Genomic DNA, 20,043 nt, shown 5'->3' on the forward strand with positions numbered 1-20,043 from the left:
CGTTGCGCAGTATGGATACGCGTCGTCGTGACTGGGTCATTCGCGTTGCAATCGCCTTGTGCCTGCCCGTGTCCGTGCAGGCCATGCCACTGGACCAGGCGGTACGCAACGGCCTGGCGATTCATCCGCAGGTGCGTGCGGCGCTCTCCGAGGCCGCACGGGCGGAAACCGAGGTGAAGATCGCCAAGGGTGGCTACTACCCGTCGCTGTCGCTGTCCGGCGGCCCGCAGGAGTTCGATATCGGCGAGGCGGTCTACGACGTCACCGTCTCGCAGATGCTTTACGACTGGGGCCGCGTGGACAGCCAGGTGGATACCGCCAAGGCGACCCAGCGCCAGCTTTCGGCCAGCGCAGAAGTCACCCGCGAAGATGCTGCCCTGGATATCGTCGAGACGTACCTGGACGTGCTGGTCGCGCAGCGCCGCATCGATGCCGTACGCCGCCATATTCGTCTGCTCGACGACATCCGGGCAATGACCGAGGCGCGCGGTGCGGATGGTTATTCGGACCGTAGCGAGCAGGATCGCGCCGGCCTGGAAATCTCCCGCGCCCAGGAGCAGCTGGCGCTGGAAAAAGGCGCCCTGCTCGATGCCGGCAACCAGCTCGCGCTGCTCACCGGAGCGCCCCCCGAGGGCCTGGCCGAACCACGGCCGCCCTCCATGCAGCGCTACCTGGCGACTCGCGACCTGCCGCGCATCATCAGCAGCTCGCCGCTGTACCTGCGTGCCATGGAAGACACCAGCCTGGCCGAGGCGGAGCTCAGAGGCACCAAGGCAGCGTTGCTGCCACAGCTGAATCTGGAGGCTTCGGCGACACGCCGGGAAATTGGCGGGCGCCTGCAGAACGATTCGATGGTCAACCTGCGCCTGCGCATGGACACCCTCCAGGGGCTTTCCAACTTCCAGCGCCCCACTGCCGCCGCGCAACGCCTGGAGTCGGCCAGCTGGGGCCAGGACGCCATCCTGCGCGACATCCGCCGCCAGTTGCAGAGCCTGTTCGATATCGGCGATTCCCTGCTCTGGCGCGAACATGCCCTCGCCGTGCAGGTGAGGGATTCGGAACAGGTCGGCGGTCTTTACCGTGAACAGTTCGAGGTCGGTCGCCGCGATGTGATCGACCTGCTTACCGTACAACGTGAACGTTTCGAGGCCGAGCGCCAGTTGATCGTGCTGCAGGTCGAACGCTTGCGCCTCGAGTACCGTGCCGCCGCGCAGATCGGTCTGCTCGGCCCCCTGTTGGAGAACAGCCTGAATGGATCCTGACAACCTGGCAGCAGCCGGCAAGGGAGGCGATCAGGACCCACTGCGTCAGGGCCTGGTGCTGCTCTGCCGCCAGCTCGGCAGACCGCTGACGGGGGCCGAACTGGCCGATGGCATCGCCCTGGAGCAGGGCCGCCTGCCCCTGCGCATGGTCGCCCGGGCCCTGCGCCGTGCGGATATCGTCGCACGGGTCGCCGAGGAGCCGCTCAGGCGGATCGACGATTACCTGCTGCCCGCCTTGCTGCTGCTCGAAGACGGACGCTGTGTGGTGCTGGTCAGCCAACACGACGAACAGGCCGATATTCTCGTGCCCCACAGCGATGGCGGCGTACAGCGTCTGGCCATCGCCGACCTGCAAAGCCTCTACAGCGGCATGGCGGTGTTCGCCAAATGCCGCTACCGCCCCGATGGGCGTGCCGAAGAGTTCGCCAGCCCAACTCGCGAGCACTGGTTCTACGGGGCCCTCAAGCGCCTGCGCCGCTCCTATGTCGAGGTCGCCGTGGCGGCCTTCATCGCCAACCTGCTGGCCATTGCCGCTGCGCTGTTCGCCATGCAGGTCTATGACCGCGTGGTGCCCAACGCCGCCTTCGACACCCTGTGGGTACTGGCCAGTGGCGTGGCCCTGGCCATCGTCCTGGAAAGCCTGTTGCGCGGGCTGCGCGCGCACCTGCTGACGACCCTGGGCAAACGCCTGGACCTGCAGCTGTCGTCGTTGCTGTTCGAGCGGGTGCTCAATACCCGGCTGGGCGCCAAGCCCGCCTCGGTCGGCGCCTTCAGCACGCAGATCCGCGAGTTCGAGTCGGTGCGCGAGTTCTTCACCTCGTCGAGCGCGGCGGTGATCAGCGACCTGCCCTTCGTGCTCATCTTCCTGCTGATCATCGCCCTGATCGGTGGCCATGTGGTCTGGGTGCCTGCGGTCGCGGCGGTGCTGATGGTGTTGCCCGGGCTGCTCGCCCAGGGGCGTCTGGCGCGGCTGTCACGGCAGAATCTGCGCGAGGGGGCGGTGAAGAACGGCATCCTGCTCGAATCCATCGAGCACCTGGAAACGGTCAAGGCCAGCCGTGCCGAGGGCCGCTGCATGCACCTGTGGGAAACCCTCACGGCGCAGCTCGCCGGCAGCGCGATGAAGACCCAAAGCCTGACCTCGGCACTCAGCTACGGGGTGAGCACGGTGCAGCAGCTCTGCTACGTCGGCGTGGTGGTGTTCGGCGTGTACCGCATCAGCGATGGCTACCTGAGCATGGGGGCGCTGGTGGCCTGCTCGATTCTTTCCGCGCGGACCATTGCGCCGCTGTCGCAGATAGCCGGCATTCTCGGCCGCTGGCAGCACACCAAGGTCGCCCTCGAAGGCCTCGACCAACTGATGACCGGCCCGGTGGAGCGCCCCGCCGGCCAGCGCTTCGTACGCAAGGAAAACCTGGCAGGTGATTATCGACTCGAGCAGCTGCGCCTCAGCCACGATGATGCGCCGCCCATTGTCGACGTCAACGCCTTGAGCATTCGTGCCGGTGAGCGGATCGCCCTGCTGGGCGGCAACGGCGCCGGCAAATCCACCCTGTTGCGCCTGCTCGCCGGGCTTCTCGACCCGAGCACCGGGCGGGTGATGGTCGACGACATCAGCCTGACCCAGATCGATCCAGCGGATCGCCGCCGGCATATCGGTTACCTGCCTCAGGACATCGCCCTGTTCTACGGCACGCTGCGCGACAACCTCAATCTGGAGGGTGCCGCGGTCAGCGACGAGGAGCTGTTCGAGGCACTCGACGGCGTCGGTCTGGGCGCCTGGGTGCGCAGCCATCCGCTGGGTCTGGACATGCCCATTCAGGGCAATGCCAGCCTGTCCGGCGGCCAGCGCCAGGCGGTCGGGCTGGTGCGCGTGCTGGTGCAGGATCCGCCCATCGTACTGCTCGACGAACCGACGTCCTCGTTCGACCAGACCAGCGAAAGGCAGGTGGTCGAGTACCTGCAGCAGTGGATCAGCGGGCGCACCCTGATTCTGGTTACCCACAAGAAGGTCATGCTCTCGCTGGTGGAGCGCGCCGTGGTGATGCGCCAGGGCCGGGTGATCATGGATGGCGCGCTGGATCAGGTGGTGCAGGACAACGTGGTGAACGCGCCAGCGGAAAGCCGAGGAGGCAATCATGCCGTCCAATGACCGGCTGCGCCGACAGCTCGAAGACCCCTTGCTCAGCGCCACCCACCCGCTGTTCCGACCCCTGCTGTGGACGATTCTGGCTACCGTACTGCTGGCCATCGCGTGGGCTGCCTGGGCCGAGCTCGATGAAGTGACGCGCGGTGATGGCCGGGTGGTGCCGTTCACCCGTATTCAGAAGATCCAGAGCCTGGAGGGTGGCATTCTCGATCGTCTGCTGGTCGGCGAAGGCGATCTGGTGGAGGTCGGGCAACCCCTGGTGCGGTTGGACGAAACGCGCTTTCGTACCTCGTTCCAGGAATCGGCCAACCAGTCGGCGGCCATGCGCGCCACCATCGCCCGCCTGGATGCCGAAGTGCTCGGCAAGGACCGCATCGCATTTCCCGAGGACATCGACCCCGCCAGCCCCCTGGCCCGCTCCGAGCAGGAGCTGTTCAAGTCGCGGCGCGACAAACTGCAGGATGGTGTCAGTGCCATCAACCGGCAGATCCGCCTCTCGCAACAGCAACTCGACCTGGTCGAGCCGTTGGTGGCCAAACGTGCCGTGAGCCAGATGGAAGCACTCAAGCTGAGCCAGGAGATCGCGACGCTCAACGGCAAACTCACCGAACTGCGCAGCAGCTACTTCCAGGATGCCTACACCGAGCGGCAAAGCAAGAAGGCCGAACTCAGCGCCCTGGAGCCCATCGTCCAGCAGCGCGAGGATCAGTTGCGCCGCACCGAAATCCTTTCACCCGTACGCGGCCGGGTGAACACCGTGCTGATCAATACCCGCGGCGGGGTGATCCAGCCTGGCGAGCCGATCATGGAGGTGATCCCGGTGGAGGATCGGCTGCTGATCGAAGCGAGGATCAAACCCCGCGACGTGGCCTTCCTGGTGCCCGGCATGCCCACCAAGGTGAAGATCACCGCCTATGACTACAGCATCTACGGTTACCTGACCGGCACCCTGGAACAGATCAGCGCCGACACCATCGAGGAGGAGACGGCACAGGGCAAGGAGTTCTACTACGAGGTGCTGATCAAGACCGACGGCAGCCAGCTCAAGCGGCGCGACGAAATCCTGCCGATCATTCCGGGCATGGTGGCCGAGGTGGATATCCTCAGCGGCAAGCGCACGGTGCTCAACTACCTGCTCAGGCCGCTGCTGAAGGCGCAGTTGTAATGAAACCCGACAGGGCGCAGCAGGCATCTTCGCTGTTCGAGACGCCCAGTCGTCGACTGCCGCGGGCGACACGCCGACAGGCCGGTGTTCCCGCCTGGTGTTAGTCACAAAGTGCTATGGCGTGGCGCATGGCCGCTTGCTATTAAGTATCTACTGGCAAGACCTCTGTGCGTCATCGGCATCATCCCTGCCGACGCCATGTACAGGTGGCCGTGCCCTGCGCAACCAGCCGCTCGACGAAGGCTGCTGCGCGTTCGCCGCATCGAGCGACTGCAACGGCATGGGGATCAGGGAAGTGCCTCACTCTTCAGAAATGCCTTCGGCTCACAAGCAGCGCGGTGCCGTCGCCGTCGAATTTTCCATCGCCTTCATCATTTTCTTCCTGATCTTCTACGGCCTGGTGGGTTACAGCATTCCGTTCCTGCTCAGCGCCACCTATCAGGAGCTGGCCACCGAAGCCCTGCGCGATGCCATTCGCTCGCCCGATACCCGCGCGCCCACGCCGGAACAGCAAGCGCTCTATCAGCAGCGCGTGTTGCAGACGATGCGTAATTCCTGGTTGCCGGAAGCCTGGATGCAACCCTGCGCGGGCTACGACGGCTTCCTGAAAACCGGTGCGCAGTGGAGCGTCTGCGTACGCCACGACAACCCCGAAAGCATCATGCCGCCATTCTCCATCTTCGGTTGGAAGGTGCCACAGTTGCCCAGCGAGATACGCGGTGAGGCGACCATTCGCTTGTACAACGCCGGGTCGGGGAGCTGAGCATGGAGCGCATTCGATCCGACCTGCAGCGCCAGCGCGGTGCGTTCAGCATTCTCAGCGCCGCGACCCTGGTCATGGCCATCCTGTTTCTCTCTCTGGTGGTGGACACCGGGCGCCTGTATCTGGAACAGCGCAAGCTGCAGAAACTCGCCGACACCGCAGCCCTGGAATCGATCTCCCGACTCGCGGCCGGAAACTGCGCGCTGGACACCGTCAACGCACAGCTCTACGCCCTGGAAAACGCTACCTCTTACGGTTTCCCCGGCAGCGACCTGCAGTCGCTGGCCTCCTCCTGCGCAAGCATCACGATCGTCGATGGCCTCCGGGTACCGACCATCGATGCCGGTGGCAGGGCCGTCAGGGTGGTCACCAGCAGCCGGGTGCCCGCCAGCATCATCGTGCGTACCGGCGGCCTGTTCGGCCTTCCCGGCAATGCCACCGTGAGCCTGCAAGCCGTTGCGGTGGCCGAGAAAGACAGTGACCCGCTGACGGTATTCAGCGTCGGCTCGCAACTGCTCGACCTCAACGGCAACGGCGTGGTGCCGAGGCTGCTCAAGGCCGCCGGAGTGAACCTCAGCGGCCTGACCCTGCTCGACGCCGACGGGCTGGCGAATGCTCAGGTGACCCCAGCCAGCTTGCTGCAGGCACTTGGCGTGAACCTGGGGATAAACCAACTGAGGGCACTGACCTCCGAGGGGCTGGTAGACCTGGTGGATACCCAGATCGGGGTGATCGGTATTCAGAAACTGGTCGATGTATCGGCGAAGCTGGTCGACCACAACCAGGCGCTGGCCGCCGATATCAGAGCCCTGGGCAGCACCCTGGCGAACTCGCAGTTGCAGAACGCCACGGTAAACCTGCTGGCGACCGACGACCGCCCCGGCCTGTTGAAGCTCGTCAGCGGCCCGGGCCAGGCCGTCGGCTCGGCACTGGATGCCAAGCTGGCGCTTGGCGACGTGTTATCCACAGGCCTGATGACTGCCGTTCAGGGACGCGGCCTGCTGGTGGATCAACTGAACCTTCTCGGCCTGGTGAAGGTGCAGCTTGGCGTCGTGGAGCCGCCAGCCATCGGTATCGGCCCCGTTGGAACGACAGCGTTCAACGCCCAGACTCGCATGCACATCGATATCGACAGCTCCGGTGTGCCTCTGGCCAACTCGCTGCTCAATATATTGGGCACCTCGATCAAGCTGCCCATCATCATCGATCTGGTGAGTGCCAAAGGCGAAGTGACGGATATCGACTGTTCTCGGGCAGAACCGGAGGCGACCATCGACGTCGAGTCCACGGTCGGCAATATCTGTATTGGCGATATGCCCAACGGCACGCTGTGGTCGACCCGTGCCAGCTGCACCGAATCCAACCTGCAGGACGCCAGCATTCTCCGGCTGCTGAACGTCGACCTGATCAAGGGCAAGGCTGCAGTGCCGCTGATTGGCACCGGTACCAATCCAGTTCGCGATGAGGTGACGCTCGCCGAGGACGAATCGGAGATCACCCAGGTCAATCAGTTGAAGATTGGCGACTCGATCGCCAACCTGCTCTCGCAGGTCACCAGAATGCTAGGGCTCGGGGTGCCGAAGGGAGCGGACGGTTCTCCGGGCTTCACTCCCGCCCAGGCTGCGCAGATCGCCGATAAGTACCTCGCGGCTCACAGCAGCAAGGATGCCATTCGAGACGCCATGAAAAAGGATGGCCTTACCTGGCCCAGACCCGTGCTGTTGTTGCTGGATACGACCATGCCCGATGAATGGCACAGCAAGCTGAGTCTGGTGAATTGCTCCACCAACAAGGTGCGCTGCCGCGATGAGCTGATCACTTCATTGCAGACAAAACCCCAGGGCGGGCTGCTGAACAGCGTGCTGACCGGCCTGGCCAGCTCGCTTGGCCTGGGTAGCAACGCCCAGCCCTTGCTGCTCACCATCCTCAATCCGGTAATCGATCTGATCAAACCGCTGCTCAACTCCGTGGGCACGGCCGTCAGTAGCCTGCTCACCAGCCTCGGTCTGGAACTGGGCAAAAGCGAAATCAAGGTCCACAGCATCAGCTGCGGCATCCCCCAGCTGATTCGATGAGGTGTGATGTGAAGCGCGCGGCGAGAGATTCACAGCGAGGTGCGGTGGCCATCGAATTCGCCGTGCTGTTCGGCGTGTTCTTCGTGGTGGTGTACGCAATCATCGCCTACAGCATTCCCATGCTGCTGATGCTGACCTTCAAGCAGGTCAGCGCCGACGCGGCCCGCGCCACCCTGCAGGTCGACCCCGGCAACGCCGCCTACACCCAGTTGCTCAGCCGGGAAATCACCCGCGTGGTGGAGCGCAGCTGGCTGCCGGACAGCTGGCTGGGCGGCAACTGCCCACCACCGGAGCAGGATGCCGCCGGCTTCAGCTGGACCAGCCTGCCCGGCCAGAATGGCCACCCCTCCTACGGCAACATCGCCCTTGATGCCCGTGACCCCGATGCCCCGCGCTACGTGCTGCACGTGTGCCTGCAACGCCTCTACAACCGCGAGGGCGCCAGCGACCAGAGGGCCATCGTGCCGACCCTGAGGCTGCTCGGCATCAGCATTCCGAGCCTTCCGGAGGAAGGCGGCAATGTGGTCATACGGGGGGCAACCACGGTGACCCTCTAACAAAACCTCCCGTTTTTAGAGGCGCCCTCAGGCGCCGATCACACCGCCATCGTCACGGCTGATGACCATCACCGAAGAGCGTGGATGGACACCGGGGCGGTGATCCGGGAAGGTCGAGCCACCCTCCTCACCGGGATGCTGAATGCCCACGAACAGGGTTTTGTAGTCCGGTGAAAAGGCCAGCCCGGTCACTTCGCAGCCCACCGGGCCAACCATGAAACGGCGAATCTCGCCGGTTTTCGGGTCGGCGCAGAGCATCTGGTTGTTGCCCATGCCGGCGTAGTCGCCCTTGTTGTTGTACTTGCCGTCTGTCTGGATCCACAGGCGGCCGCCACCGTCGAAGCCGACACCATCCGGGCTGTTGAACATGTTGTGGGCATTGATCGCGTGGCTGCCGGCCTGAGGCGTACCGGCATGCACAACGGGGTTGCCGGCGACCACGAACAGATCCCATTCGAAATCCTCCGCAGCCGCGTCATCGCCGCCTTCGCGCCAGCGCAGGATCTGCCCGTACAGGTTGTTGGCACGTGGGTTCGGCCCGCCCACCGGCTGACCTTCCTCACCCCGCTTGCTGTTGTTGGTGAGGGTGCAGTAGACCTGACCGTCCAGCGGGCTGACGGTGATCCACTCGGGGCGATCCATCCGCGTGGCGCCGACCTGAGTGCCCGCCTGACGCGCCCGAATCACCACGTCGCCCTGGCTGGCGAAACCCTTCTCGGCATCGAGGCCGTTCTTGCCTGCGGTCAGCTCGATCCAGCGGCCACGCCCCTTGGGATGATCGGCATTGCCGTCACCCTCGTCGAAACGCGCCACATACAGGGTGCCATGGTCGAGCAGATGACGATTGGCCTTGGCATCACCGCGATCGAGGCGGTCACGGGTGATGAACTTGTAGATGAACTCGCCGCGTTCGTCATCGCCCATGTAGACCACCACGCGGCCATCGCGGGTCGTGGTCAGGGCGGCGTTCTCGTGCTTGAACCGCCCGAGGGCGGTGCGCTTGATTGGCTTGGCCTGAGGATCGAACGGATCGATTTCGACGATCCAGCCGTGACGATTCAGTTCGTTGGGTGTTTTCGCCAGATCGAAACGCGGATCGAAGTGGTGCCACTCGTTTTCCGCGCTGGCGTGCAACACGCTGAAGCGCTTCTGATCGGCGCTGAACGGCAGGCTGGCATCGCTGCTGCCGAAGCAGTCGCTGAAGTTCTCTTCACAGGTCAGGTAGGTGCCCCAGGGCGTCTGGCCGCTGGAACAGTTCTGGAAGGTACCGAGCACCTCGATGCCAGCCGGGTCGGCGGCAGTCTTGAGCAACTCGTGGCCACGTGCCGGGCCACTGACGTCCATCGGCAGGTTGCCATGTACACGGCGGTTGTAGGGCGAGCCCTGCACGAACGCCCAGCCACTGGCGCCACGACGCACTTCGATCACCGTCACACCCTCGGCATTCTGCGCTTTGCGCACGTCCTCGGCGGATTTCGGCAAACCACCGTGAGCCAACAGATAGCGGTAATTGACGTATTCATTGTTGATGGCCATCAGCGCACGATCCGCGTCACCCGGCCAGGGGAAGAAACTCATGCCATCGGTATTGTCACCGAACTGCTGCAGCTGTTCGGCGGCCGTGTTGCTGCCATCGCCCTTGAACGCCGGGCCACCAGCGTGCAGCGGCTGACCCCAACTGATCAAGGTACTGAACGAATAGCCGGGCGGCAGGGTGATGGTGTCGGCCGTTGCAGCAGCGATGTTGGCGAAGCCAAGCAGAGAGCTGCCGGCAGCGGCACTGATCGAATCGGCCAATACGCTGCGCCCCAGCAGGCCACCGCCGAGAAACAGTGCCGCACCGGTCAGCGCACCTGCGCCGATGAAGCGACGGCGGGAAAGGGTCAGGCGTTCGAGGTCAGTCAATTGATCGTCATGCATCACGGCGCTCCTGCTTTGTTCTGATTGGCAGGGACGCTATGTCAATGACATGACGGTTGGATGACAGTTGTTTGCAGCGCGTGTCAGGCCGTAGCGACGTTATCGACAGGCTGTGTACTGTTCACAAATACGGTGGTCCACTCTGTGGATAACCTGGTAGCTCTCTGCTACAGGCCATACACCACGGGCGCTACAGGAGAGTGTACAGAATCTGATCAGTAAGCATGATTTACTCACAGGGACTCTGGATAAAATCCATGAGTACCTGTGGATAAAGCTTCAGGTGCCACGTATTTCGGGGCCTTCAGCACTCTGGATATTTTTTGAACACTGCACAGACAGCGCGAACCGGCATGTTTCGGGTCAAAAACGCCGCGTACTCGTCAGCTCTTCCAGTACCCGGGAAGCCACTCTGAACAACACCGACGTGTGGTCTTCGCCTGTTTCTATCTGGAAATCACTGCGCAGCCCGTACTGCGACAGATCCTCCAGGCGCAGTTGCAGAGCGCGGGCGTCCTGAATTCCCTGCGGGGCCTCACGGTCACCTATCAACAGCGTGAGGCTGCTGTGGATAAGATCCAGCTGACCGGCGTGGGCACGCTCGAAGAAAGCCCGTTCATGCTCCAGCAGGTAGCGATCACGCCACCACAGGCTCGGGCTGATCGCCACCACATGCTGGAACAGCGCAGGGCGAGTGAACAGCGTGTAGATGCCGAACATCCCACCAAAGGAATGGCCGACCAGGCTGCGCTGATCCTGATCGACCTGGAAGCGTTCGGCGACCCTCGGCATCAGGCGTTTCTCGATGAAGTCGAGAAACAGATCCTGCCCACCCTGGGGTGGTGTATTGCGCTCGGCGGGTTGCGGCGGCGAGAGATCGAACGCACGGCGCTCGAAGTCCAGGGGCGTGTCGCTCGGGTAACCGATGGCCACCAGAATCGCCCCGCGCAGCCGCTCCTGAGCACGCTTGGCAGCGTGGAAGGCCGGGAAGTAGGCATTGCCGTCGAGCAGGTAGATCACCGGGTAGCCGCCGGTGTAGGGCACGTCGCCCTCCGGCAGGCTGATCATGATGCGGTACTCGCGCCCTTCGGCGCTCTTCATCATCCATTGCTCGGTACCGTCCAGCACCACCGGCTCGGCCTGGGCAACCGCCAGGCTGCCCAGCAGCAGCGCGCTCAGCAACCCACGCCACCAGCCAATCGCGATCACCAGTTATAACTCAGGCTGGTGACCATGCTGCGCGCTTCGCCGCGGTAGCAGAAGCCGTCCTGGCAATTGACGTACTGCTTGTCGGTCAGGTTGCGCGCATTGAGGGCCAGGCGTACGCCATCCAGGCCACCGCCGAAGTCGTAGTGCACACCGGCATCGATCAGGGTGTAGTCGTCATTCTTGACCGTGTTCAGGTTGTCGCCGTAGACGCTACCGGTGTAGCGAGCGCCAGCCCCGAAGCCCAGGCCGAACGGCAGTTTGTAGTCCAGCCACAGGGAAGCCAGGTGGCGCGGTACGTCTTTGGGATCCTTGCCTTCGTTACCGTCGTTGCTCTTGGTCACCTCGGGGTCGTTGTAGCTGTAGCTGGCGGTCAGGTGCAGGCGATCGCTGAGATCGGTGACGGCCTCCAGTTCCAGGCCGCGAGAAACCTGTTCGCCGGTCTGTACGCTATTGAGTGGATCGAGCAGATCGCGGGTCACGACATTTTCTTGCGTAAGGTGGTAGAGCGAGGCAGTCAGCAAGGTATTGGTGCCTGGCGGCTGGTACTTGAGGCCCACCTCATACTGCCTGCCCTCGGTCGGCTTCAGTGGCCCATTGGCGTTGCTTCCGCTTTGCGGCTGGAACGACTCGGCATAGCTGGCATACGGCGCCACGCCATTGTCGAACAGGTACAGAGCGCCGAGCTGAAAGGTCGTGGCCGCATCGGTACGCGTGCTGTTGCCACCCGTGAGGTTGTCGCTGACGCGCATGCGCGCGCGGTCACGGCGCACGCCAGCCGACAGGCGCCAGCGGTCGATCTCCAACTGGTCCTGAAGGTACAGGCCGGTGCGCTGGCTCATGTTGTCCTGATCGGTGAGCACATTGCCTGGCTTGCTGACGGGCTGATGGTAGTCAGGGGCATTCATGTCGATGGACGGCCCGGGGCCACTGGCATACAACACCGAGCCGTCGAACCAGGCGTAATCCACCCCGCTGAGCAGGGTGTGTTGCACGGGCCCAGTGGCGAAACGGCTGACCAGACGGGTATCGGTGGTCACCGACTGCATATCTTCGTACACCCCGACAGCGCCGCGTTCCATCACACCGTTGGTAATGGTGCCGGTGGGCTGCAGGTACTGGTTGGTGGTATCCAGTTCGCCGTAACGCAGGTTCTGCTGCAGGCTGAAGGTGTCGTTGAAGGCGTGTTCGAACTCATACCCTAGCGTCCACTGGCGCTGCTGGAGCTTGTCGAAGTACTCGTCGCCCTGCCAGAAGTCGCTCAGGCGACCTCCGTCCTGATAGAGCATCGGCGACGCCGCGGTTTCGCGTTCCTGATACTGGGCCAGGACGGTCAGGCTGGTGTCGGGGTCGATCTGCCAACTCAGCGAAGGTGCAATCATGCGTACATCGTTGTTCAGCTGTTCGATGTAGTTTTCCGCATCGCGGTAGAGGCCGACGGTGCGAAACAGCACGTCGCCCTCTTCGTCCAGCTGACCACCCAGGTCGAATTGCGCCTGTTGGTGATTGTGGTTGCCGGCCTGTATTTCCACCTGGTTCCTGGCCAGCAGGCTCGGACGCTTGCTCACCCGGTTGACCATACCGCCCGGGCTGATCTGCCCGTAGAGCACCGAAGCCGGCCCCTTGAGCACCTCGATGCGTTCCAGGGCGTAAGCCTCGGTGCCATAGATGGAGAGCCAGCTGTTGTAGGGCTGACGCAGGCCGTCGAGAAAGTCTGCGGTCATGGTGGTATCGAAGCCGCGCACGCTGATGGTGTCGAAGCGCGGATCCAGCCCCGAACCGCCGGTGCGCACACCAGCGGTGTAAGCGACCGCATCCTCGACCGCGTTGACCTTGCGATCGGCGATCTGCTCGGCCGTTACCACGCTGATGCTCTGGGCAGTTTCCAGGATCGGCCGGTCGCTCTTGGTCGCACTGCTGGCATTGCTGGCGAAGTAACCGCCCGCCGGTGCGAAGGCACTCTGCGTCGCCGTGGCCTCGATGCTGGTGGCGTCGAGCTGCACACTGGCCTCGGCCTTGCCCGGCAGCACCACGTAACCCGATGTGGTCTTGCGGGCGACCAGCCCACTGCCGCGGAGCAGCGTCGCCAACCCTTCCTCCAGCGAGCCGCCACCGGCCAGGCCCGGGCTACTCAGGCCGCGGACCACATCGGGGGAATACGACAGGGTAATGCCCGCACGTTCGGCGAAGGCGCTCAGCGCCTGCTCCAGCGACCCGGCGGCGATGCGCGGGGCAGCGGCATCGGCCGGGGCCGCCTGCACCGTCAGGCCCGCCGTGCCACCGAGCAAGGCCAGCGCCAGACAGATGGCACCTGACAACGTACGAGGCTGAAGCTGAAACGGCAGGGGGCTGGCAGAACGCATGAGGGTATCCATTGAGAGAGTGATCCCCTCTAACCGGATGAATCGAAAAAGTCCGACAGACGATTGGAAAGACGGGCCTGCATCGAATGCTCGAGGCGCAAGCGGCTGTTGCTTTGGGGAAAACCCTATTGGTGGGCTGAAGCCCACCCTACAGCCGAGGGCCCGCGAGATACCGTCCGATTACTTCAGGGCACTGGGCGTAGGGTGGGCTTCAGCCCACCACATCGAACACCCGCCTCAGGCCAACGGCATCACCCGACCCCACCAGCGCGTACGCTCGACGATCCTCACCGGCAGCAGGTGGGTGATGTTGCTCACCATCACCTCCGGCTCGTCCAGGCGGAAAACCCCGGAAAGGCGCAGGTCGGCAACGGCGGCATCGCAGACGTAGGGTGGGCTTCAGCCCACCACATCGAACGCCCGCCTCAGGCCAACGGCATCACCCGTACCCACCAGCGCGTACGCTCCACGATCCTTACCGGCAGCAGGTGGGTGATGTTGCTCACCATCACCTCCGGCTCATCCAGGCGGAAAACCCCGGAAAGGCGCAGGTCGGCAACGGCGGCATCGCAGACGTAGGGTGGGCTTCAGCCCACCACATCGAACGCCCGCCTCAGGCCAACGGCATCACCCGTACCCACCAGCGCGTACGCTCGACGATCCTCACCGGCAGCAGGTGGGTGATGTTGCTCACCATCACCTCCGGCTCGTCCAGGCGGAAAACCCCGGAAAGGCGCAGGTCGGCAACGGCGGCATCGCAGCCCAGCCAGCCCTTGCGATAACGCCCTGCTTCGGCCAGGAAGTCGGTCAGGCGAATGTCGCTGACCACCAGCAGGCCACGTGCCCAGGCGAAAGGATCGATAGGCCCCTTGCCGAGGGTGGTCGTGCCGACTGCCGACACACCGATCCCCTCGCCGCCCCGTAGCCGCAATTGGCCGGCTGCAGTGGACACCAGCGCTTCGCCACGCTGAACGCGGATCTCGCTGTAATCGTCATGCTCGCGCAGCAGCACGCTGGCGTTGCGGCCCTGGCAGGTGGCGAAACGGCAGCGTGCCTGCCACTGCGCGCCCTCCACCAGCGCCTCACCAGCACGCAGGATCACCTGATGCCCCTCGACATCCAGGGCGCTGCCGGTGTTGAGCATCACCTCGGCAGCCGCATCCAGGCTGATGCGGCGGCGCTCACCCGTCGCAGTGGCGAAGTCGGCCCGCCAGGTGGGCGAGGTCTGCGTCACCACCAGCGTGGTGCCGCCCGCCACGAGGCCGAAACCGAGCAACTTCAGTGTGCGTCGCCGGCCCAGATCGGCTTCGGCGCGGCGCAACACGGGGATGGTTTGTGCGGCATCCGGCAACTGACTGGCCTGGAAAAGACCACCCATCTGCTGCAGGCGCTGCCAGGCCAGTCGATGACGCGCATCGCGCTCCAGCCAGTCCTGTAACTGCTCCGGCACATGGGCACCGGCGCTATCGTCGCGCAGACGCATCTGCCACTCGATGGCCGCGCAAACGATGGCCTCCGGCAAACGCTCCGCGGCTGCACTCACAGCGCTGCCTCGAAGCAGCCGCGGTAACAGTGCAACAGCGCACTCGCCACATGCCGCTCGACGGTACGGCTGGAAATACCCAGTTGCTCGGCAATCTGCTGATGGGTCAGGCCGCCGAGCTGATAGAGCAGGAAGGCCTCGCGTATGGCTGGCTTGAGGCCGTCGAGCAAGCAGGCGATTCGCTCCAGGCACTCCAGCGCCTCGTGGCGTACGTCCGGCGACGGGTGACTGGCTTCGGGCAACTGTGCCAATGCGTCGAGGTAGGCACGCTCCAGCGCGTCACGGCGCCAGTGATCGATCACCAGGCCGCGGGCGATACGAACCAGCAAGGCACGCGGTGCACGATCGCTGATCGGCTTGTTACGCATCAGCAGCCGCACGAAGGTGTCCTGAGCCAGATCCGCCGCCTGCTGCGAACAGCCGAGCGAACGCCGCAGCCAGCCATTCAGCCAGCCGTGGTGCGTGCCGTAGAGCACATCGAGAGGAACGATGGAATCCGTTTCAGGTAGCGACATGGACGCCCTCCGAGGCCGACAAGCGCGAAGAACAGCGTGGATAAGCTGGCGACCGCGAACATTATTCGCGAATCGTTCTTATTACAACCACTGACGTGGTTCAGCCGACGGGCAGGGTCGATAAATGGCATCACCTGCACCCTGTGATGACAGAAATGCAAGTGCCGATATATGATTCATATATATTTCGTATATCAGGAGCTACCATGGGCATCGTCAATATCGAAGATGAACTGCACGACCAGATTCGCAAGGCCAGCAGCGTGTCGTGTCGCTCGATCAACGCCCAGGCCAGCTTCTGGATCCGCATCGGCATGCTGTGCGAGATGAACCCGAACCTGAGCTTCAACGAGGTGATCGCCGAGGAAATGCGCGCTGCCGGTGTAGTCCCCCCGCGCCGTGTAGAGGCAGCGGTATGATCAAGAAGCCGGAAGAGATCGCCCTGATGGCGGAATCCGGCAGGCTGCTGGCATCGGTATTCAGCCATCTCGATGGGCTCAGCCTGCAGGGCATGTCGACCCTGCAGGTCAACGACCTTGTGGATAACTTTATCGTCCAGCAGCTCCAGGCCCGCCCTGCCAGCAAGGGGCAGTACGGTTATGCCTATGCGCTGAATGCCTCCCGCAACGAGGTGGTGTGCCACGGCGTGCCCAGCGCCGGCGAGATTTTGCAAAGCGGTGACCTGGTGAACTTCGACATCACCCTGGAGAAGAACGGCTACATCGCCGACTCCAGCAAGACCTACCTGATTGGCGAGGTTTCTCCACAGGCCCGGCAACTCGCCGCAGTGACCTATGAGGCGATGTGGAAAGGCATCGGAGCCGTGCGCCCCGGCGGCCGCCTGGGCGATATCGGTCACGCCATAGAAAAGCACGCCCGGGCCCACGGCTACTCGGTGGTTCGCGAGTATTGCGGCCACGGTATCGGCAAGGAAATGCATGAGGCACCGGAAGTGCTGCATTGGGGCAAGGCGAAGACTGGGCTGACGCTTCGCGAAGGAATGACCTTTACCATCGAGCCGATGATCAATCAGGGCCAGCCTGGCGTACGCACCCTGCGTGACGGCTGGACGGTGGTAACCCGTGACGGCGCCCTGTCGGCGCAGTTCGAACACACGGTGGCGGTCACTAGAGATGGTGTACAGGTGCTCACGCTAAGGCCAGACGAGACGCCGCAACACTGACGCTCGAGCACAGCCCTGCTGTTGTTATCCAGCCGTCTCGAGCGTGATCATCACCCAGGGCAGCATCAACTGTGTCAGCGGCCCGATGCCCAACGCGAACAACAGGGTGCCTACGCCCAGGACAGTCGAACCGGCGAGCAGGAACCCCACCAGGAGCACGCTCAATTCTATGGCGGTGCGCATGGAACGCAGCGAGTAGCCGGTGACCCGGTTGAGCCCGGTCATCAGCCCGTCCCGCGGGCCACGACCGAGCTGGGCACCGATGTAAAGGGCCGAACCCAGCCCGCACAGCAGTACCCCGCCAATGGTGAACAGCAGGCGCCAGACGAACGCGTCCGGTGCAGCCAGTAATCGCAAGCTGATGTCAGCCACAACGCCAATGACCACTGCGTTGGCAATGGTACCGATGCCAGGTATCTCCCGCAGTGGGATCCACAACAGCAGCACCAGGAACGAAACACCAACCACGATCCAGCCAAAACTGACAGGCAGCAGTTTGGCCAGGCCGACATGCAGCGAATCCCATGGCGACAGGCCGAGATTGCCGCGAATCATCAGCGCCATGGAAATTCCGAAGAAGGTCAGGCCGACCATCAGTTGCACGAGGCGGCGCATCAGCTTGCCTGCGCGCAACTGCTCGATTGGGCCAAGCTGGGCGAGCGTAGCTCTGTTGCCCATTACTCCACCGTTACGCTTTTGGCCAAGTTACGCGGCTGGTCGACGTCGGTGCCGCGCAGCACGGCCACGTGGTAGGACAGCAACTGCAGCGGCAGGGTGTAGAGGATCGGCGCCAGGGCGTCGTGGATGTGCGGCATGTTCACCACGTGGGTGCCCTCGCCGTTGCTCATGCCGGCCTGCTCGTCGGCGAACACCAGCAGCTCGCCGCCACGGGCGCGTACCACCTGCAGGTTGGACTTGAGCTTGTCGAGCAGCTCGTTGTTCGGTGCAACGGTGACCACCGGCATGTCCGCATCCACCAGGGCCAGGGGGCCGTGTTTCAGCTCACCGGCCGGGTAGGCTTCGGCGTGGATGTAGGAGATCTCCTTGAGTTTGAGCGCGCCCTCCATCGCCACCGGGTACTGAGCGCCGCGCCCCAGGAACAGGGTGTGGTGCTTCTCGGCGAACAGCTCGGAGACCTTCTCGACGATCTTGTCCATGGCCAGCGCTTCGTCCAGGCGGGCCGGCAGGCGACGCAGCTCTTCGACGAGTTCGGCAGCCACACCGGCTTGCAGGGAGCCCTTGACCTGGCCGACGGCCAGGGTCAGCAGCATCAGGCCGACCAGTTGAGTGGTGAAGGCCTTGGTCGAGGCGACGCCGATCTCGGGGCCGGCGTGGGTCAGCAGGGTCAGGTCGGATTCACGCACCAGCGAGCTGATGCCGACGTTGCAGATGGCCAGGCTGGCCAGGTAGCCGCCATCGGCCTTGGCGTTGCGCAGGGCGGCCAGGGTGTCGGCCGTCTCGCCGGACTGGGAGATGCTGACGAACAGGGTGTCCGGCTGCACCGCCACGCGGCGATAACGGAACTCGCTGGCCACTTCGACCTGGCAGGGAATGCCCGCCAGCCCTTCGAGCCAGTAACGGGCGACCATGCCGGCATGGTAGCTGGTGCCGCAGGCGACGATCTGCACGTTGCGCACCTTGGCGAACAGTTCGGCAGCCTGAGGGCCGAAAGCCTGCACCAGTACATGATCGCTGCCCAGACGGCCTTCCAGCGTACGCTGCACGACGGTGGGCTGTTCGTGGATTTCCTTGAGCATGAAGTGGCGGAACGCGCCCTTGTCGGCCGCATCGGCGCCTTCGTGGTACTGCACCACTTCACGCTGCACAACAGTGCCGTTGGTGTCCCAGATCTGCACGCTGTCGCGCTGGATCTCGGCGATGTCGCCTTCTTCGAGATACATGAAGCGATCAGTGACCTGGCGCAGGGCGAGCTGGTCGGAGGCGAGGAAATTCTCACCCAGGCCCAGGCCAACGACCAGCGGGCTGCCACTGCGCGCGGCGAGCAGACGATCAGGGCGAGCGGCGCTGATCACGGCCAGACCGTAAGCACCCTGGAGCTGCTTGACCACCGCCTTCAGGGCGTCAGCGAGGTCGCTCTGCGTTTTCAGGGTGTGATCGAGCAAGTGCACGATGACTTCGGTATCGGTATCGGAGCTGAAGGTATAACCCAGGCCCTGGAGGCGCTCGCGCAGCGGACCGTGGTTTTCGATGATGCCGTTGTGCACGACGGCCAGCTGATCACCGGAGAAATGCGGGTGGGCATTGTGCTCGGTCGGCACACCGTGGGTAGCCCAGCGGGTGTGGGCGATACCCAGACGGCCCGGCAGCGGCTCGCTGCTCAGCGCGCTTTCCAGTTCGCTGACCTTGCCAACGCGACGACGACGCTGCAAGGCGCCCAGATCATCGACCAGTGCCACACCGGCGCTGTCGTAGCCACGGTACTCGAGGCGCTTGAGGCCCTCGACCAGCACAGCGGTGATGTTACGTTCGGCGATGGCGCCTACGATGCCACACATAGCGTTCTCCTCAGGAAGCGTCAGCTACCGCGCAGATCAACTGGATCCCGCGGGCCGAGAGTTGTTCACGCGCCTCATCAGCGAGACGCTCGTCGGTAATCAGGGTGTGCACGCTGCTCCAGGGCAGCTCGAGGTTGGGGATGCGGCGGCCGATCTTGTCGCTCTCGACCATCACGATCACTTCACGGGCCACCTCGGCCATCACCCGTGAAAGACCCAGCAGTTCGTTGAAGGTGGTGGTACCGCGCTGCAGATCGATGCCGTCGGCACCGATGAACAACTGGTCGAAATCATAGGAGCGCAGCACCTGCTCGGCGACCTGCCCCTGGAAGGAGTCCGAGTGCGGATCCCAGGTTCCGCCGGTCATCAACAGCACCGGCTCGTGCTCGATGTCGCTCAGGGCGTTGGCCACGCTCAGTGAATTGGTCATGACCACCAGGCCGGGCTTGTGGCCCAGTTCGGGAATCATCGCCGCCGTGGTGGTACCGCTGTCGATGATGATCCGCGCATGCTCGCGAATCCGCGCCACGCCGGCACGGGCGATGGCCTGCTTGTAGCGGGAAACCGGCTGACTGCTCTCGACGATCAGTTCCTGGGGCAACGGCACGGCACCGCCATAGCGGCGTAGCAGCAGGCCGTTGGTTTCCAGAGCGGCGAGGTCCTTGCGGATGGTCACTTCGGACGTCGCGAAACGCTTGGCCAAGGCATCCACGCTCACCTCACCCTGCTCGGCGAGCAAGGTGAGAATGGTGTGGCGGCGCTGCGGTGTGTTGCGCTTCGACATGCTTAAGTTTCGATTCGAAAGATAATGGAGCGAATCAAAACC

The 20,043-nt window shown here is 63.8% G+C and carries 16 protein-coding genes; 8 read left to right on the forward strand and 8 right to left on the reverse strand.

The genetic code is table 11. The annotated features are described in order from the left end of the window. Positions 1-11: 11 nt before the first annotated feature. The 6 genes from FHR27_RS20545 (at position 12) to FHR27_RS20570 (ending at position 7,971) form a co-directional block, all read left to right on the forward strand. Entirely contained in the window at positions 12-1,262 is a 1,251-nt protein-coding gene (locus tag FHR27_RS20545) for a TolC family protein (RefSeq protein WP_257026960.1), read from the forward strand. Then, positions 1,252-3,414: a type I secretion system permease/ATPase gene (locus FHR27_RS20550; protein WP_179539421.1), complete on the forward strand. Its 2,163-nt coding sequence runs from the start codon at positions 1,252-1,254 to the stop codon at positions 3,412-3,414. The genes FHR27_RS20545 and FHR27_RS20550 overlap by 11 nt, the downstream gene beginning before the upstream one ends. Continuing rightward, a complete protein-coding gene (locus tag FHR27_RS20555) occupies positions 3,401-4,576 on the forward strand; it encodes an HlyD family efflux transporter periplasmic adaptor subunit (protein WP_179539422.1) in 1,176 nt (391 codons plus the stop codon). Before FHR27_RS20550 ends, FHR27_RS20555 begins: the two co-directional genes overlap by 14 nt. 295 nt (positions 4,577-4,871) lie before the next feature. Beyond that, positions 4,872-5,339 (forward strand): TadE/TadG family type IV pilus assembly protein, encoded by a 468-nt coding sequence (locus FHR27_RS20560; RefSeq protein ID WP_042554493.1) that lies wholly within the window; start codon positions 4,872-4,874, stop codon positions 5,337-5,339. A gap of 2 nt (positions 5,340-5,341) precedes the next feature. Then, complete coding sequence (locus FHR27_RS20565) at positions 5,342-7,414, forward strand: pilus assembly protein TadG-related protein (protein WP_179539423.1); 2,073 nt, start codon at positions 5,342-5,344, stop codon at positions 7,412-7,414. Positions 7,415-7,458: 44 nt separating this feature from the next. Then, on the forward strand, positions 7,459-7,971 hold the full coding sequence (locus FHR27_RS20570) for a TadE/TadG family type IV pilus assembly protein (RefSeq protein WP_231570180.1): 513 nt from the start codon (positions 7,459-7,461) through the stop codon (positions 7,969-7,971). Between the two features lie 27 nt (positions 7,972-7,998). Here FHR27_RS20570 and FHR27_RS20575 read toward each other — a convergent pair whose 3' ends face one another. The 5 genes from FHR27_RS20575 to FHR27_RS20595 all read right to left on the reverse strand — a co-directional run bounded on the left by FHR27_RS20575 (position 7,999) and on the right by FHR27_RS20595 (position 15,518). After that, positions 7,999-9,891 carry a PhoX family protein gene (locus tag FHR27_RS20575; RefSeq protein ID WP_179539425.1) on the reverse strand — a complete coding sequence of 631 codons (1,893 nt, stop codon included), beginning with the start codon at positions 9,889-9,891 and terminating at the stop codon, positions 7,999-8,001. A 363-nt stretch (positions 9,892-10,254) separates the two neighbouring features. Beyond that, entirely contained in the window at positions 10,255-11,100 is an 846-nt protein-coding gene (locus FHR27_RS20580) for an alpha/beta hydrolase (RefSeq protein ID WP_264650100.1), read from the reverse strand. Beyond that, on the reverse strand, positions 11,097-13,460 hold the full coding sequence (locus FHR27_RS20585) for a TonB-dependent siderophore receptor (RefSeq protein WP_257026961.1): 2,364 nt from the start codon (positions 13,458-13,460) through the stop codon (positions 11,097-11,099). The genes FHR27_RS20580 and FHR27_RS20585 overlap by 4 nt, the downstream gene beginning before the upstream one ends. A gap of 613 nt (positions 13,461-14,073) precedes the next feature. Continuing rightward, entirely contained in the window at positions 14,074-15,003 is a 930-nt protein-coding gene (locus tag FHR27_RS20590; RefSeq protein WP_042554482.1) for a DUF4880 domain-containing protein, read from the reverse strand. Continuing rightward, on the reverse strand, positions 15,000-15,518 hold the full coding sequence (locus FHR27_RS20595; protein WP_042554481.1) for a sigma-70 family RNA polymerase sigma factor: 519 nt from the start codon (positions 15,516-15,518) through the stop codon (positions 15,000-15,002). Before FHR27_RS20595 ends, FHR27_RS20590 begins: the two co-directional genes overlap by 4 nt. A gap of 206 nt (positions 15,519-15,724) precedes the next feature. On the opposite strand from FHR27_RS20595, the gene FHR27_RS20600 reads away from it, so the two are divergent. Further along, entirely contained in the window at positions 15,725-15,937 is a 213-nt protein-coding gene (locus FHR27_RS20600; RefSeq protein ID WP_179539427.1) for a ParD-like family protein, read from the forward strand. After that, positions 15,934-16,701: a type I methionyl aminopeptidase gene (gene map, locus FHR27_RS20605; protein WP_042554479.1), complete on the forward strand. Its 768-nt coding sequence runs from the start codon at positions 15,934-15,936 to the stop codon at positions 16,699-16,701. The genes FHR27_RS20600 and map overlap by 4 nt, the downstream gene beginning before the upstream one ends. Positions 16,702-16,725: 24 nt before the next feature. Here the strand turns inward: map and yczE are convergent, their stop codons facing one another. The 3 genes from yczE to FHR27_RS20620 are packed head-to-tail and all read right to left on the reverse strand — an operon-like array spanning position 16,726 to position 20,001. Beyond that, positions 16,726-17,379 carry a membrane protein YczE gene (gene yczE / locus FHR27_RS20610; RefSeq protein WP_042554478.1) on the reverse strand — a complete coding sequence of 218 codons (654 nt, stop codon included), beginning with the start codon at positions 17,377-17,379 and terminating at the stop codon, positions 16,726-16,728. Then, positions 17,379-19,217 carry a glutamine--fructose-6-phosphate transaminase (isomerizing) gene (glmS, locus tag FHR27_RS20615; protein WP_042554477.1) on the reverse strand — a complete coding sequence of 613 codons (1,839 nt, stop codon included), beginning with the start codon at positions 19,215-19,217 and terminating at the stop codon, positions 17,379-17,381. The genes yczE and glmS overlap by 1 nt, the downstream gene beginning before the upstream one ends. Before the next feature lie 10 nt (positions 19,218-19,227). Beyond that, positions 19,228-20,001 (reverse strand): DeoR/GlpR family DNA-binding transcription regulator, encoded by a 774-nt coding sequence (locus FHR27_RS20620; protein ID WP_042554476.1) that lies wholly within the window; start codon positions 19,999-20,001, stop codon positions 19,228-19,230. Positions 20,002-20,043: the final 42 nt, after the last annotated feature.

It is taken from the genome of Pseudomonas flavescens (assembly GCF_013408425.1).
Classification (GTDB): domain Bacteria; phylum Pseudomonadota; class Gammaproteobacteria; order Pseudomonadales; family Pseudomonadaceae; genus Aquipseudomonas; species Aquipseudomonas fulva_A.

Excerpts from the sequence above, each read along its gene's own strand:
- FHR27_RS20545 (WP_257026960.1), top strand. The coding sequence starts at position 12 with ATGGATACGCGTCGTCGTGACTGGGTCATTCGCGTTGCAATCGCCTTG.
- FHR27_RS20550 (WP_179539421.1), top strand. The coding sequence starts at position 1,252 with ATGGATCCTGACAACCTGGCAGCAGCCGGCAAGGGAGGCGATCAGGAC.
- FHR27_RS20555 (WP_179539422.1), top strand. The coding sequence starts at position 3,401 with ATGCCGTCCAATGACCGGCTGCGCCGACAGCTCGAAGACCCCTTGCTC.
- FHR27_RS20565 (WP_179539423.1), top strand. The coding sequence starts at position 5,342 with ATGGAGCGCATTCGATCCGACCTGCAGCGCCAGCGCGGTGCGTTCAGC.
- FHR27_RS20575 (WP_179539425.1), bottom strand. The coding sequence starts at position 9,891 with ATGCATGACGATCAATTGACTGACCTCGAACGCCTGACCCTTTCCCGC.
- FHR27_RS20585 (WP_257026961.1), bottom strand. The coding sequence starts at position 13,460 with ATGCGTTCTGCCAGCCCCCTGCCGTTTCAGCTTCAGCCTCGTACGTTG.
- FHR27_RS20595 (WP_042554481.1), bottom strand. The coding sequence starts at position 15,518 with ATGTCGCTACCTGAAACGGATTCCATCGTTCCTCTCGATGTGCTCTAC.
- FHR27_RS20600 (WP_179539427.1), top strand. The coding sequence starts at position 15,725 with ATGGGCATCGTCAATATCGAAGATGAACTGCACGACCAGATTCGCAAG.
- map (WP_042554479.1), top strand. The coding sequence starts at position 15,934 with ATGATCAAGAAGCCGGAAGAGATCGCCCTGATGGCGGAATCCGGCAGG.
- yczE (WP_042554478.1), bottom strand. The coding sequence starts at position 17,379 with ATGGGCAACAGAGCTACGCTCGCCCAGCTTGGCCCAATCGAGCAGTTG.
- glmS (WP_042554477.1), bottom strand. The coding sequence starts at position 19,217 with ATGTGTGGCATCGTAGGCGCCATCGCCGAACGTAACATCACCGCTGTG.
- FHR27_RS20620 (WP_042554476.1), bottom strand. The coding sequence starts at position 20,001 with ATGTCGAAGCGCAACACACCGCAGCGCCGCCACACCATTCTCACCTTG.